This window comes from Acidaminococcus fermentans DSM 20731, assembly GCF_000025305.1.
Classification (GTDB): domain Bacteria; phylum Bacillota; class Negativicutes; order Acidaminococcales; family Acidaminococcaceae; genus Acidaminococcus; species Acidaminococcus fermentans.
The window spans coordinates 78,590-91,621 of the sequence record NC_013740.1 but is presented as its reverse complement, the minus strand read 5'-3'; the positions used below and the strand labels follow the sequence as shown (position 1 = coordinate 91,621).

At 59.0% G+C, this 13,032-nt stretch carries 10 protein-coding genes; 3 read left to right on the top strand and 7 right to left on the bottom strand.

Going from position 1 to position 13,032, the window contains the following annotated elements:
• Positions 1-15 precede the first annotated feature (15 nt).
• Positions 16-1,344, bottom strand: coding sequence for an enolase C-terminal domain-like protein (locus ACFER_RS00400; RefSeq protein ID WP_012937471.1), 1,329 nt, complete (start codon positions 1,342-1,344; stop codon positions 16-18).
• 214 nt (positions 1,345-1,558) lie between these two features.
• On the opposite strand from ACFER_RS00400, the gene ACFER_RS00395 reads away from it, so the two are divergent.
• The gene (locus ACFER_RS00395; RefSeq protein ID WP_012937470.1) at positions 1,559-2,497 is read left to right on the top strand and encodes a LysR family transcriptional regulator; all 939 of its coding nucleotides are present in this window, start codon (positions 1,559-1,561) and stop codon (positions 2,495-2,497) included.
• A 222-nt stretch (positions 2,498-2,719) separates the two neighbouring features.
• Here ACFER_RS00395 and ACFER_RS00390 read toward each other — a convergent pair whose 3' ends face one another.
• Complete coding sequence (locus ACFER_RS00390) at positions 2,720-4,282, bottom strand: PTS sugar transporter (protein ID WP_041666062.1); 1,563 nt, start codon at positions 4,280-4,282, stop codon at positions 2,720-2,722.
• A 102-nt stretch (positions 4,283-4,384) separates the two neighbouring features.
• The gene (locus ACFER_RS00385; protein WP_012937468.1) at positions 4,385-5,353 is read right to left on the bottom strand and encodes a hydroxyacid dehydrogenase; all 969 of its coding nucleotides are present in this window, start codon (positions 5,351-5,353) and stop codon (positions 4,385-4,387) included.
• Between the two features lie 236 nt (positions 5,354-5,589).
• On the opposite strand from ACFER_RS00385, the gene ACFER_RS00380 reads away from it, so the two are divergent.
• Positions 5,590-6,777 carry a hypothetical protein gene (locus ACFER_RS00380; protein WP_012937467.1) on the top strand — a complete coding sequence of 396 codons (1,188 nt, stop codon included), beginning with the start codon at positions 5,590-5,592 and terminating at the stop codon, positions 6,775-6,777.
• 24 nt (positions 6,778-6,801) lie between these two features.
• Entirely contained in the window at positions 6,802-7,902 is a 1,101-nt protein-coding gene (locus ACFER_RS00375; RefSeq protein ID WP_012937466.1) for a M20/M25/M40 family metallo-hydrolase, read from the top strand.
• Between the two features lie 98 nt (positions 7,903-8,000).
• Here the strand turns inward: ACFER_RS00375 and ACFER_RS00370 are convergent, their stop codons facing one another.
• From ACFER_RS00370 to dinB, 4 genes are all read right to left on the bottom strand, one after another.
• Positions 8,001-9,344 carry an MATE family efflux transporter gene (locus ACFER_RS00370; RefSeq protein WP_012937465.1) on the bottom strand — a complete coding sequence of 448 codons (1,344 nt, stop codon included), beginning with the start codon at positions 9,342-9,344 and terminating at the stop codon, positions 8,001-8,003.
• 155 nt (positions 9,345-9,499) lie between these two features.
• Positions 9,500-10,795, bottom strand: coding sequence for an O-acetylhomoserine aminocarboxypropyltransferase/cysteine synthase family protein (locus ACFER_RS00365; protein WP_012937464.1), 1,296 nt, complete (start codon positions 10,793-10,795; stop codon positions 9,500-9,502).
• A 113-nt stretch (positions 10,796-10,908) separates the two neighbouring features.
• Positions 10,909-11,787, bottom strand: a complete 879-nt coding sequence (locus ACFER_RS00360; protein ID WP_012937463.1) for a DMT family transporter — start codon at positions 11,785-11,787, stop codon at positions 10,909-10,911.
• A 69-nt stretch (positions 11,788-11,856) separates the two neighbouring features.
• A complete protein-coding gene (gene dinB, locus ACFER_RS00355) occupies positions 11,857-13,005 on the bottom strand; it encodes a DNA polymerase IV (protein ID WP_012937462.1) in 1,149 nt (382 codons plus the stop codon).
• Positions 13,006-13,032: the final 27 nt, after the last annotated feature.

Genomic DNA, 13,032 nt, shown 5'->3' with positions numbered 1-13,032 from the left:
CGATCAATCCTGTCCTTACCGAACCAGGCAGGGAGATTTTGCATCGAATTTCCAGCCGGGGATCAGATACTGCATGGTGATGGCGTCGTTCCGCACACCCAGGCAGTGTTTCTTGTACAGTTCGTGAGCTTTCAGAACCTGTTCCCGGTCCACTTCCACGCCCAGACCCGGTTTGTCCGGCACCTTGATGCCGCCATCCACGATCTGCATGGGTTCCCTGGTCAGCCGTTCCCGGCCTTCCTGCCAGATCCAGTGCGTATCCAGGGCATTGTAGAAGCCCGGTACTGCAGCCCCTACCTGGACGCACATGGCCAGGGAGATGTCGAAGTGGTTGTTGGAATGGCTGCCCCAGGTATAGCCGAATTCATGGCACATCTGGGCCACCCGTACGGACCCGTTCATGGTCCAGAAATGTGGGTCAGCCAGGATAATGTCCACCGCCTGGCTTTCCAGGGAATGGCCCACCTGCCGCCAGTCGGTGGCGATCATGTTGGTGGCGGTGGGGAAGCCGGTGCGCCGGCGGAATTCGCTCATGATTTCACGGCCGGAGTAAACCCCTTCAGCCCCGCAGGGATCTTCACAATAGGTCAGGATGCCGTGCATGTCGGATACGTACCGGACTGCATCATCCAGTTTCCAGGCCCCGTTGGGATCCAGGTCCATCCGGGCATCCGGGAAGGCTTTCTTCATGGCCTTGATGACCTTCATTTCTTCATCCCCGGGCAGCACGCCGCCTTTCAGTTTGAAGTCCTTGAAGCCGTATTTTTCTTTGGCAGCCCGGCACAGGGCCACCACGCTGTCTGCATCCAGGGCTTCTTCGTTCCGCAGACGGTACCATTCACAATCGGAATCTTCTTCGTGATCATAGGGCAGATCCGTCTTGTTCCGGTCGCCCACAAAGAACAGATAGCCCAGGAACCGGACGAAATCCCGCTGCTGGCCGTTGCCCAGCAGACGGCAGACCGGCATGTCCAGGAACTTGCCCAGCAGGTCCAGACAGGGGGCTTCGATGGCAGTCATCACATGGACCCCGGTCCGCAGATCGAAGGTCTGGTTGCCCCGGACATCTTCTTCGCCGTTCTTGTCCAGATGGGCCTTCACTGCCAGCAGAGTGTTCCGGTAATCAGAGATCTTGGTCCCCACCACAATGTCCTTCACATCTTCCAGGGCATTGGTGATCTTGGGGCCGCCGGGGACTTCCCCCACGCCGGTGTTGCCTTCAGAATCGGTCAGAATGACAATGTTCCGGGTGAAATAAGGGGCATGTCCGCCGCTCAGGTTCAGCAGCATGCTGTCCTTGCCGGCAACCGGATAAACTTCCATTTTGGTAATTACGGGTGTCATTGATTTGCTCCTCCTTGATGAATAACCAACAGGTTCCAACTGTGTCACAGGCCTTGACCATCGATCCGGCGGCTTCTCTGAAATTGCGCGTTTTCAGTCTTTTGTGAATAGCGTCCGGATTCAGTGTTTGACTTTATTGTAATTTTCATGCTACTATAAATCAAATTGTTTATTTTTAGTTCTAAAATTAGTTTTTCTAAGTGAGGTGTGCGCAATGGATCTGAAACAGATCGAATACATTGTGAAGATTGCGGAAACCGGCAGCATTACCCGGGCCGCCGAGCAGCTGTTCATCACCCAGTCCGCCCTGAACCAGCAGCTGCTGAAGCTGGAACAGCAGCTGGGGATCAAACTCTTTGTCCGGCACAAGCACGACATGACCCCCACCAGCGCCGGCCGGGTGTACCTGGAATACGGAGAGAACATGCTCCGGGAAAAACGGGAGGCCTACAACATCATCCATGACATGGCCCAGAGCAGCCTGGGAGACCTGCGGCTGACCTTTTCCCGGGAACGGGGCATCGACATGCTGGTATCCACCTACCCCCAGTTCCACCGGAAATTCCCCGGCATCACCCTGCGCCCTCATGAAATGTTCGTGGTGGACCAGCTGAACTGCCTCAGCCGGGGGGATACGGATCTGGGGGTAGTCACCGTCACGGAAAAGCAAAAGGTACCGGACCTGGAATTCGAGCTGGTCCGGAAAGAACCGTTGCTGCTGGCCATTCCCCGGCAGAATCCCAGGGCCGTCAACCCGGCCCGGCCCGGCACTCCCCTGGAAGAACTGCCTTATATGGAAGTGGATCAGTGCAAGGACAGCCCCTTTGTACTCATGTTCCCCAAATCCACCATGCGCCAGCTCATCGACCGGATCCTGAAAAAGGCGGACTACCATCCCTATGTGCTGTTTGAAAGCGCCAGCATCCGGGCCCTGCTGACCATGGTGAAGAACAACATGGCCTGTACCATCGTGGCCGGCGGCTATTACCGGTACCAGGACAAGATCGCCTTTTACCGGATCCCCGGTGACCCCTACTGGGAAATGTGCATCACCTACAAAAAAGGAGCCTACCTGAACAAGGCCATGCTCTGCTACAAAGACCTGATCCACGACTATTTCCGGATAAAGGATCCGCTGTTTGTGAAAAAATGAGGGGGGTGTTGCACAGGACGTGCAACACCCCCGGTCAACAGTCAGCTGTCAACGGCAATGGTTGTATCAATCGTTTCCGTAAGGGCGACAGGCCCGGCCGCCCGCCAAATCAGCAGTTGCCCATGTGTTTTGCGGGGCAACCGGCCTGCGCCCCCTACGGTTTATGCTGTTTCAAAATCAATTTGCAAAAATTGATTTCCATCGGCTGCTGACCCCTTCTTTTCACTCTTCCTTATTCTTCGTAAACCGGTTGGCCGCTAGGGTGATGCAGCAGGCACAGAAGGCGGACAGGAACATGCACAGGGCAAAACCCAGCACATTGTTGGACAGGGTGGGGGCCACGATGCTGGGCACGTAGGCCGTCCCCCGCACATTGAAATACCCCACGGCCACCCCGCCGACCCCGGCGGAGAGGATGGCGCCGGCCATCACCACTTTATTGGAGAACATAAAGGGATAGGCTGCTTCCACAAAGGTCCCGAAAGCCATGTTGATGAACAGTCCCGGAATGGCCAGGGCCCGGTCGTCCTTCCGCCGGGGCGCCAGGATATTGGCTGCCATGATCCCGGCGGACACCATCACCAGCCCCACCATGTCGATGGCCCCCAGGAAGGAGTTCCCGGTCTTTTCCATTTCCAGCAAGATAATGGGCAGGATGGCCGCATGGTACATGCCCCCCATAATGGCCGGCCAGATCAGGAGCCCGGCCAGGCCGCCGCAGAGCACCGGATGGATGGAGAAGGCCCAGTCGATCACATAGCGGATGCCGTTGCCCACCGCATCCGCCAGAGGCGCAATGAACAGGTAGATCAGAAGGCCGGCTGCCAGTCCCGCAATGCCCCCGGCCACAATGTTGGCGGTGGTGGCGGGGAAATTCAGTTTCAGGCATTTCAGCAGCAGGAACTGGACCAGGATCCCGGCCAGGATCCCACCGATGATGCCCCCGATGAGCCCGCCCTTCACGGACAGGATCCCGGTGACCACCCCGGCCACAATGGCCACATCCCCCATGCCGGAAACCTGTTTGGCGGCTACGGTGGCCACGATTACCGGCAGGGCATCGATCATCACGTTGAAGATCTTTTCAAAGTAGGCCAGTCCCGGCACCTTGCTGAGGATCAGGGTCAGGGCCATGGCGATGAACCCGGGCAGGGAAGCCATCAGGATCCCCCGGACGCTGATCCGGGACAGCAGGCTGGATTTTTCGTCCGGCCCCTCAGTGGTGACACCCCCGTTCATGGCCGGCCGGTAGCTGAGCTTCCAGAATCTGGCCAGGGCAAACACATTGGCAATGGCCCGGGTCCGGTTGGTGGTGCCCGTGGTGCCGGACACCGCCACCACATTCAGGCCCATGGACTGGGCCAGGGCCATGGACGTGCCCCCGGTGCCGGTGGCCGCCAGTTTCTGTTCCGCCGCCGTTTCCATGGCCCGCCGGTTGGCTCCCCTGGGATCGCAGCTGGCCAGGATCAGCCCGTCCACTTTCCCCTCATCGATGAGCCCGGCGATTTTTTCATCTTCCAGCACCGCTTCCCGGTTCACTTCTTCCAGGGTGCCCCGGAAGATCACCTGGGGTTCCGTTCCGTTCCAGGTCCACAGCGCCGCTTTGGTATCCGGCCTGGCCGTATCCATGGAAGCTTCCGCTCCGATGAACTGGATGGCCGCCAGTTCCATCCCGGCGGCTTTGATCTGCCGGACCAATTCCCCCAGCAGGGATTCCGGATCCTTCCCTCCCAGATTGTACAGGTTGCCTCCGCTGCTCCCCAATATTGCCACTGCCTTTGTCATCATCAGGACCCCCTCAGAAACCGAAACGGTCCGTCTCTGGGCCGGACCGTTCAGTTGTTGTTTTACTTTACTCCGCTAGTGTACTAAATTACCGGAGTCCTGTCAAGATTTTTTCTTCCACACCTCCGGATTGGCCACCCCCGGCCATTCCTTCCCCTGGCACACGGCATAACAGCCTTCCACGGCGCCGCAGGCCATCCGGGCCCAGGAGTCCGGGGTCAGGGCCGCACTGTGGGGCGTGCAGAGGATTCGGGGAGCGGTGAATACCGGATTGTCCAGGACCGCCGGTTCCGTTCCGTACACATCCACCCCGGCTCCGGCGATCACCCCCTGGTTCACCGCATCCGCCAGGGCCTGTTCGTCCACCACCGCACCCCGGGCCGTGTTGATGAGGAAAGCGGTGGGTTTCATCAGGGACAGCTCCCGGGCGCCGATGCAGTGCCGGGTGGAAGGCAGCAGGGGAATGTGCAGGGACACGAAATCACTGGTCCGGAGCACTTCTTCCAGGGTCTCCACATACCGGCAGCCGGCGGCCTCCACCCGGGCCCGGTTGTGGGAATGGCTCCAGCCGATGCATTCCATGCCCAGAGCCCGGCACATCCCTGCCAGCAGGCTGCCGATGCCGCCCACCCCCACAATGCCCACGGTTTTGCCCGCCAGCTCCATCTGTTTTCCCTGGGCCCGGATCCCCCAGTTCCCCTTCCGGTTCTCCTCATCCATTTCCTTCAGATCCTTGGCACAGGCAAAAATCAGGGCCAGGGCATGTTCCGCCACGCTCCGGGCGTTGGCTCCGGGAGCCAGCACCACCGGGATGCCCCGTTCCGTACACCAGTCCACCGGGACGTTTTCAAAGCCCATCCCCGGACGGCCCAGCACCTTCAGGTTCCGGCACCGGCGGAGGACGGATTCCGGACATTTTTCCAGCCGGATGATCAGTGCATCAGCGCTTTCCAAAAGAGCATCCGGATAGGCTTCCCAGTTTATCCCGGGACCCACTTCCCATTGGATGCCCAGTTTTTTCATCATTTCCATGCCCGCCGGAGCTAGAGGCATACTCAGCACAAATTTCACGGACAGTCCCTCCTTTTAATGGAACAAATTTTAGATCTTATCATGCTGCTTTTCTTGCAATCGTAAACAAACTATAGCAGACAATGGATGAATGTGCAAGAATCCATTGACACATTCCCCCTGCAGGTGATAGAATTTCTTCGTTCATTTTCCAGTTTTCTGCCAAAACTGGTCTTTCGTATCCGGGGCGTGAAAATCCTTCACCGCCCCACTCTGATTTTATAGGGGGCTTTTTTATGACCATGTGGACCGCACTGCTGATCGTCCTGGCCGTCTTTGCCTTTGGGGATCTGATATCCCAGCTGACCAGGGCCCGTCTTTCTTCTCTTTTTGTAATTATGATGACCTTTCTGGTCCTGTTCATTTTCAAGATCATTCCCCCGGATATCATCAAACGGGCCGGGCTCACCACCCTGGGGCCCATTTCCATGGTGATGCTGCTGCTGAACATGGGCACCACCATTGACCTGGCCATGCTGAAGCGGGAATGGCGCTCCGTGGCCGCCAGCTGCATCGCCATGGCCATTGCCATCGTTTCCTGCCTGGTGCTGATTCCCTTTATCGGACGGGCCAATGCCCTGGCTGCCGCACCGGTGATCAACGGGGGCATCATTGCCACCACCACCATGGTAAAGGCCGCTTCCGACCAGGGGCTGGCCATGACCGCCGCCCTGGCCGCCTTCCTGTACGCCACCCAGAAGTTCGTGGGAACCCTGCCCGCCTCCTATTTCGGGCTGAAGGCCGCCCGCCGGTATGTGGAGGAATTCCGGCAGCTGAAGGCGGAAGATCCGGACAGCATCCTGGACCAGGAAGAACTCCCCCAGGACAGCCCCCGTCTTTCCTGGGCGGAACGGAACACCCGCCGGTTCACCATCTATATCAGCCTGTTCATCGGGGCTGCCGCCGCCTGGCTGGGCACCATCGGTGGCAAACTGACCCACAACTGGGTGGGGATGTTCCTGTGGTGCATGATCATCGGTCTGGTGCTCCGGAATCTGGGGCTGGTACCGGCCAATCTGCTGAAAAAGAATGCCAACGCCAGCGGCTTCTTCATTTTCGGTGCCCTCACCGCCATCGTCCCCTCCCTGGCCAAAGTGGATTTCAGCATGCTGGGGCAGCTGGGGATCACGGTGGTGGCCGTCTTCGCCGTAACCGTGGCAGGCATCATCCTGGCCTTCAAGCTCCTCCCCCTGTGGAAAATCGTTGGGGACAAGGACCTGTGCATCGGCATCGCCATGTGCCAGATGATCGGGTATCCCGGTACCCAGCTGATCAGCGAGGAAATTTCCAAAGCCGTGGGGAAAACCCCGGAAGAAATCGACTACCTGGAAAAACGGATCGGCACCGCCTACGTGATTTCCGGATTCACCTCCGTCACGGTGCTTTCCATTGTGGTGGCCACCATTATGGCCAAGATCCTGTAACAGCGGCTGACAAGGAGGAAAACCATGGATATCATTGAAGAATTCAAAGAACTGGTCATGATCGATTCCGCTTCCGGCCAGGAGCGGGCCATTGCCGATGTTCTGACGGCCAAACTCCGGGCCCTGGGCTTTGCCGTCACCGAAGACCGGGCGGGAGACACCTTTGGCGGGAATACAGGGAACCTCACCGCCGTCCGGGAAGGAGACCGTCCCGGAGCCATCCTGTTCTGCAGCCACATGGACCGGGTGGCCAACGGGCTCCATATCCGGCCCCGGGAAAAGGACGGGTGCCTGGTGTCCGACGGCACCACCATCCTGGCTGCCGACGATGTAAGCGGCATCTGCGCCATCCTGGACGGGGTCCGGCGGGCCCTGGCCTCCCGGAAGCCCCTGCCCCGGCTGGAAATCGCCTTCACCGTAGGGGAGGAATCCGGGCTCTGGGGGGGACGGGCCCTGGACCTGTCCCGGTTCCAAAGCCCCTTCTGCTATGTGATGGACAGCCCCGGTACCCTGGGCCGGCTGATCAACGGGGCTCCCGGCCTGGCCAAGCTCCAGGCGGAAATCCTGGGAAAAGCCGCCCATGCGGGCAATGAACCGGAAAAAGGCATCAACGCCGCCCACATTCTGTGCCACATCCTGGATACCCTGAAGGACGGACGGCTGGATGAAGAGACCGTTGCCAACTTCCCCCTGATGGGCACCGGCAACACCGCCACCAATATCGTGTGCGACCGGGCCTGGGTCAAAGGGGAAAGCCGGAGCCGGAACCAGGAAAAACTGGAAGCCTACATGGACTATTTCCAGCGCCACTGCCAGGAAGCTGCGGCTGGCACCGGCGCCCGGGTGCGCACGGCAGCGGAGATTTCCTTTGCGCCCTTCCAGCTGGCAGAAACGGAGCCGGTGATCCGGACCGCCGTCAAAGCCCTGGAAGCCCTGGGCATCGCCCCCCGGATCGAACAGGGCGGCGGAGGCATGGATGCCAACATTTTCAACGCCAAAGGCCTGCCCTCCCTGGGCGTGGCCACCGGCTACACCAAAAACCACACCCTGGAAGAAAACCTGGACCTGAAAAGCTTCATCCGCAGCGGCCAGTTGGTGGAAAAGCTGATTGGGATGGTGGGATAAAAAAAGCTGTGAAGAAATGAAAAACCCATTTCTTCACAGCTTTTTTGTCATGGGTCGCGAGCTGTGAGTCGCGGCCCGCAACCGGGGGTGTGAATTTTTCACCCCTCCTTATGCTTCCAATACAGCCAGAAATACAGCACTTCCAGCACACAGCAGGTGGCCCAGCCCACCGGATAGCCGAAGCCCACGGTGAGGGGGGTGTTGCTGATGTACCGGGTCATGATGTACAGGTAGATCTGCCGGACCAGCACAAAGGACAGGAGCATGATCACCATGGGGCCCATGGAATCTCCCCGGCCCCGGAGCGCCCCGGCCAGCACCTGGTTCACGCAGTTGAACATCATGAAGAAGATGTTCACATGGATAAAGTCCACCCCGGACCGGATCACCGCTTCATCTCCCGTGAACAGCCGCAGGGAGAAATCCGCAAAAATGAACAGCAGGGCGGCAATGGTCCCGGTAATGGCCAGGCTCAGGACAATGGAGGAAACCGTCCCGTCGTTGGCCCGTTCTTCCTGCCGGGCCCCGATGTTCTGGGCTACAAAGGTGGTGGCCGCCATGGCCATGGACAGCACCGGCAGCATGATGAACTGATCCAGTTTGTTGTAGCAGCCCCACCCGGCCATTACCGTGGCCCCGAAAAAGTTGATGTAGGACTGGACGAAAATGTTGGAAAAAGAGGTGATGATGCTCTGGATGGCCGTAGGCAGGCCCACCCGGAAAATCTGCCCCAGGAGGTTCCCGTCCAAACACAGATCCCGGAAGGAAAACCGGTACACATCCCGGGTCCGGAGCAGCACCGCCAGGGTGGCCCCGGCAGAAATGAACTGGGCAATGATGGTGGCGTAGGCCACCCCGGCAATGCCCCAGTGGAACACCAGCACAAAAAGCAGATCCAGGAAAATGTTCAGCACACTGGTGAGGATCAGGAAATACAGGGGCCGTTTGGTGTCCCCCACTGCCCGGAGCACCCCGCTGCCCATGTTGTAGAGCAGGAGGCCGGTGACCCCGGCAAAATAGATCCGGAGATACAGGGCCGCCTGGTCGAACACATCCGCCGGCGTTTTCATGAAATGGAGCATGAAATCCGTGCCGGTGAAAAAGAACACGGTGAACAGGACGCAGAGAAGGAAGGTGGCAGCCATGGTGGTTTCCACCGCCCGATGGAGCAGCCCGTGATCCTTTGCCCCGAAGCATTTGCCGATGATCACCGTGGCACCGATGGAAAATCCGTTGAAAAAGAAAACCGACATGTTGGTGATCATGGTGGTGGAACTGACGGCAGCCAGGGCCTGGGTCCCCACGAAATTCCCCACCACAATGGAATCCACCGTATTGTACAGCATCTGGAAAACATTGCCGATCATCAGTGGCAGGGCAAATTCCAGGATCAGCCGGGGAATGTTGCCGGAAGTCATGTCTTTGGTTGTGGTACGGGTCATGGAACCGCCTGCCTTTCTCTGTTTGGGATGGATAATTTTTATTATAACATAGAAAAAGGGGGTGCGGCACATTCTGTGCCGCACCCCCGTCAACGGTCAGCTGTCAAAAAAAGGTGCTGCACATGGGATTTCATGTGCAGCACCTTTTTTACCCATCAATCCAACGCGGCAAAAGCCTGTTTCAGATCGTCGATGATGTCGTCGATGTGTTCGGTGCCGATGGACAGCCGGATGGTGGCCGGGGTGATCCCGGAAGCCGCCAGTTCTTCTTCGTTCATCTGGGAATGGGTGGTGGAAGCCGGATGGATCACCAGGCTCTTCACATCCGCCACATTGGCCAGCAGGGAGAAGATCTTCAGATGGTCGATGAACTTCTGGGCCGCAGCGGCGCCCCCTTTGATTTCAAAGGTAAAGATGGAAATCCCGCCGTTGGGGAAGTACTTCTTGTACAGTTCATGATCCGGATGATCGGGCAGGGACGGATGGTTCACCTTGGCCACATGGGAATCCTTGGCCAGGAAGTCCACCACCTTCAGGGCATTCTCCACCTGCCGTTCCACCCGCAGGGACAGGGTTTCGGTGCCCTGGAGCAGCAGGAAAGCGTTGAAGGGAGACAGGGTGGCCCCGGTATCCCGCAGGATCAGGGTGCGGATATAGGTTACATAGGCGGCAGGTCCCACATCCTTGGCAAAGCTGATGCCGTGGTAGCTGGGGTTGGGATCAACCAGCCAGGGGAACCGGCCGGAAGCCACCCAGTCGAATTTGCCGCTGTCCACGATGATGCCCCCAAGAGTGGTGCCGTGACCGCCGATGAATTTGGTGGCGGAATGGACCACTACATCAGCCCCGTGTTCAAAGGGCCGCAGCAGATAAGGAGTGGCAAAGGTGCTGTCCACCACCAGAGGGATCTTGTGCTTGTGGGCAATGGCCGCCACCGCATCGATGTCGATCAGGTTGGCGTTGGGGTTGCCCACGGATTCAATGTAGATGGCCTGGGTGTTTTCCCGGACGGCTTCTTCAAAAACATGGACGCCTTTGGTGGGATCCACGAAAGTGGTCTCAATGCCGAAATCCGGGAACGTATGTTCAAACAGGTTATAGGTCCCGCCGTATACGGTGGTGGCGCAGACAATGTGCTGGCCGGCATGGACCAGGGCCTGCATGGCGTAGGTCACAGCCGCAGCGCCGCTGGCCGTGGCCAGGGCAGCCACCCCGCCTTCCAGGGCGGCGATCCGTTTTTCAAAGACATCTTCCGTTGGGTTGGTCAGCCGGCCGTATACGTTGCCCGCATCCTTCAGGGCAAACCGGTCAGCGGCGTGCTGGCTGTTCCGGAACACATAGGATGTGGTCTGGTAAATGGGCACTGCCCGGGAATCGGTGGCCGGATCGGCCTGTTCCTGCCCTACATGGAGCTGCAGGGTCTCAAAATGGTATTTCTTTTCTTCGCTCATTGTCATTGCCTCCCCCAAAAGATTTCCTTTTTAATCACTACCGTTTCAGTATGATTTACATTATAGGCATTCAGCAGCGGTCTGTCAACAGATTTTTGTTGTCTTTCCCGTATTCAGTCATTGCGGGTCAGGACACAGACCATCACGATGATACAAAGGGCCCCCACCAGTTCCACCGGCCCCACCCGGTTCCCCATGACCACCACGGAGAAAAAGTAGGCGGAAAGCGGTTCAAAGGCGGCCAAAGCGCCGGTTTCCGCCGGAGGGATATACTTGGTACTTTCCAGGTACACATAGTAGGCCACCAGGGTCCCCAGCACAAACAGGATCCCGAAAGCCGCCGCCGTATGGATGTCCAGGACGGCCCCTTCCAGGGTGGGATGGTGGAACAGCTGGAGCAGCAGGGCATTTCCCAGGCTTCCCCAGCCCAGGATCAGGAAACAGCTGTACTTTTTCAGCAGCACCGCCGCATAGGCCGTATAGAAGGCCATGCCGAAGGCTCCCAGGATGCCGTAGAACAGGGCTTCTCCGGAAACCGCCAGGGCCGCCCCCTGCCCCTTGGTGGCAATCAGGGCCGTCCCCAGGAGAGCCAGCACCACCGCCACCACTTCCCGGCGGGTGGGCAGCCGCCAATCTTTTACCAGATACATCAGCAGCAGGATGGCGGGCATGGTGTACTGGAGAACGGTGGCCGTCGCCGCATTGCTGTAGTAAATGGCCTTGAAAAAGGTCACCTGCATCAGATACAGCCCCAGAAGGATGAATTTCATCATCCATTTCCCGTCCTGTTTCAGGGGTGCCAGCAGGTCCTGCTTCTGGAACCGGGAAATCCCCAGGAAGGAAATCCCGGTAAAGACCATCCGCCAGAACAGGATGGCCGACCAGGTGAAATGCTGGTCCACCATCAGGTATTCCACACTGTTGCTGCTGCTGCCCCACAAAGTGGCGCCCAGCAGGACCATCCCCACCCCGATTTTCTTCCGCCGTTCCATATGCTTTCCCTTCCTGCTTCCGTGTTTTGTTCTATTGTACCCTTTTTCCCGGGCTCTGGCCAGCCGGTTTCACGGTTTCCCCCAGCCCTTGCGGATGATGTTTTCCCCGAACCGCTGCTTCAGGGCATCCAGGGCCCGGTTCCGGTCCTGCTGCCGCTGGTCTTCCACCGCCAGGCTCTGGGCGCCGGCCGGCACCAGGTGGCTGACGCTGACCCCCAGCAGCCGCACCGGCCAGGTCCAGGGAAGCTGCCCGGCCAGGACCCGGATCTGTTCCATCAGTTCTTCATCCTGGGCCAGGGGTTCTTCTACCGTCCGGCTCCGGGTCAGCAGCTGGAAGGAAGCGGTCTTGACCTTCAGGGTCACGGTGCAGCCGGAAAGCCCGGCACTGCGCAGCCGCCAGCCCACCTGCTGACACAGATCCCACAGCACCCCCAGGCAGGTTTCCCGGCCGGTCAGATCCACAGGAAAGGTATTTTCCTTTCCCAGGGATTTCCGCTGTTCGTCGGGCACCACCGGGCGGTTGTCCAGTCCCCGGGCCCGGTCCCGGATCTCCTCCGCCTGTTTTCCCAGAAGGGGCTTCAGCAGCCGGGGATCACAGGCTGCCAGCTGACCAATGGTCCGGATTCCCATTTTTCCCAGGGCTCCCACGGACCGCTGTCCCAGTCCGAAGATCCGCCCCACCGGCAGGGGGGCAATGAAGGCGGCCGCTTCTTCCGGCCGGATGATCACCAGACCGTCCGGCTTCCGCAGATCGCTGGCCAGTTTGGCCAGGAATTTGTTGGGAGCCATCCCCACCGAAGCGGTAAGCCCCGTCCGCTGCCGGATGGTTTCCTTGATTTTCGGTCCCAGGGCATACACATCCCCGACCAGGGCTTCCATTCCCGTCAGGTCCAGGAAAGCTTCGTCAATGGACAAGGGTTCCACCACCGGAGAGAACTCCTGGAAGATCTGCCGGATTTCCCGGGAGATTTCCGTATACCGGCCGTACCGGCCCTGGACATAGATGGCCTGGGGACAGAGCCGCCGGGCCGTGGCCATGGGCATGGCCGAATGGACTCCGAATTTCCGGGCTTCATAGGAGCAGGTGGATACCACTCCCCGGCCGGACAGCCCTCCCACGATCACCGGTTTTCCCCGGTATTCCGGATGGTCCAGCTGCTCCACCGAAGCAAAGAACGCATCCATATCCACATGCATGATGTACCGCTGACGGGCCATTTTTGCCTCCTTTTAAAGAAAGGGTGT

Excerpts from the sequence above, each read along its gene's own strand:
- ACFER_RS00400 (WP_012937471.1), bottom strand. The coding sequence starts at position 1,344 with ATGACACCCGTAATTACCAAAATGGAAGTTTATCCGGTTGCCGGCAAG.
- ACFER_RS00395 (WP_012937470.1), top strand. The coding sequence starts at position 1,559 with ATGGATCTGAAACAGATCGAATACATTGTGAAGATTGCGGAAACCGGC.
- ACFER_RS00390 (WP_041666062.1), bottom strand. The coding sequence starts at position 4,282 with ATGACAAAGGCAGTGGCAATATTGGGGAGCAGCGGAGGCAACCTGTAC.
- ACFER_RS00380 (WP_012937467.1), top strand. The coding sequence starts at position 5,590 with ATGACCATGTGGACCGCACTGCTGATCGTCCTGGCCGTCTTTGCCTTT.
- ACFER_RS00375 (WP_012937466.1), top strand. The coding sequence starts at position 6,802 with ATGGATATCATTGAAGAATTCAAAGAACTGGTCATGATCGATTCCGCT.
- ACFER_RS00370 (WP_012937465.1), bottom strand. The coding sequence starts at position 9,344 with ATGACCCGTACCACAACCAAAGACATGACTTCCGGCAACATTCCCCGG.
- ACFER_RS00365 (WP_012937464.1), bottom strand. The coding sequence starts at position 10,795 with ATGAGCGAAGAAAAGAAATACCATTTTGAGACCCTGCAGCTCCATGTA.
- ACFER_RS00360 (WP_012937463.1), bottom strand. The coding sequence starts at position 11,787 with ATGGAACGGCGGAAGAAAATCGGGGTGGGGATGGTCCTGCTGGGCGCC.
- dinB (WP_012937462.1), bottom strand. The coding sequence starts at position 13,005 with ATGGCCCGTCAGCGGTACATCATGCATGTGGATATGGATGCGTTCTTT.